Genomic DNA, 1,134 nt, shown 5'->3' with positions numbered 1-1,134 from the left:
TAAGTAACAATGCATAATTAATTGTATATTTGTGGTAAGCTTTTAGTGGCTCTAGTTGTTGCTAGTAGGTAAAAATTTCTTTGAGCAGCTAAAAGCCAACTCAAACAATGAGCAATCTAAGTTTAAAAATGCGTTATATTAAAAGGCTAAGTCAAGAAACTCGAAAAATTTTAGAAAGAATCTATAGAGAAAGTAAATATTATCAAGTTAGAAAGAGAGCGCATTGTATTAGATTAAGCGCTGAAGGTTATGAAATTGTTGAATTAATGAAGATTTTCCGAGTAAGCCGTAACACAATATATAATTGGTTTAACAATTGGGAAAAATTCAGTTTAGCGGGATTGTATAATCAAAAAGGACGTGGCAGAAAAGCTTTATTTAATCAACAAGAACAAGAAACAATTAAACAATGGGCAAAAGAATCTCCAAAAAATCTCGAAAAAGTGCGAGAAAAAATTGAAAAGCAATGGGGAATAAAAGTAAGCAAAGATACAATTAAAAGAATTTTGAAGATAGTAAAGATGGGATGGTATAGATTCAAAAGAACTGTAGGAGGAAGTCCAAATCCTGAATTTTATCAAGCCAAGAAGCAAGAATTAGAAGACTTAAAAGAAAAAGATAGAAAAGGAGAAATTGATTTACGTTATGTAGATGAAAGTGGGTTTTGTTTAACACCCTACATTCCTTATGGCTGGCAAGAAAAATCAGAAAGAATAGCAATTAAGAGTCAAAAAAGTCAAAGAATTAATGTGATTGGATTTCTTAATCAAGGGGGTCAGTTAGAAGCTTATACATTTGAAAAAAGTATTACGAGTGACGTATTTATAGCTTGTCTTGATAAGTTTTCTGAAAAAATCTCGCTCAAAACCGTATTAGTTATGGATAATTCTTCAATTCATCAAAATAATCTTTTATGGGAAAAAGAAAAAGAATGGTCAGACAAAGGATTATCGATTTTCTTTTTACCTAGTTACTCACCGCAATTAAATAAAATAGAAATTTTGTGGCGTTTGATGAAATATCAGTGGTTAGAACCCGAAAATTATGAAAGTTATTTAACTTTAGTGGAAGCTGTGGAAAACATTCTCAAATATTTTGGAGAAAAATATACAATTAATTTTACATAGCTACTTA

Annotated in this window: 1 protein-coding gene; it reads left to right on the top strand. The window is 30.0% G+C overall.

The genetic code is table 11. From position 1 onward, the window contains the following. Nucleotides 1-107: 107 nt before the first annotated feature. Nucleotides 108-1,127 (top strand): IS630 family transposase, encoded by a 1,020-nt coding sequence (locus tag C7H19_RS25215; protein WP_181280756.1) that lies wholly within the window; start codon nucleotides 108-110, stop codon nucleotides 1,125-1,127. Nucleotides 1,128-1,134: the final 7 nt, after the last annotated feature.

Source organism: Aphanothece hegewaldii CCALA 016, from assembly GCF_003007785.1.
In the GTDB taxonomy this organism is placed as follows: Bacteria; Cyanobacteriota; Cyanobacteriia; order Cyanobacteriales; family Microcystaceae; genus Chroococcus; species Chroococcus hegewaldii.
The sequence above is the reverse complement of the archived record's forward strand: the minus strand, read 5'-3'. Positions and strand labels throughout refer to the sequence as shown.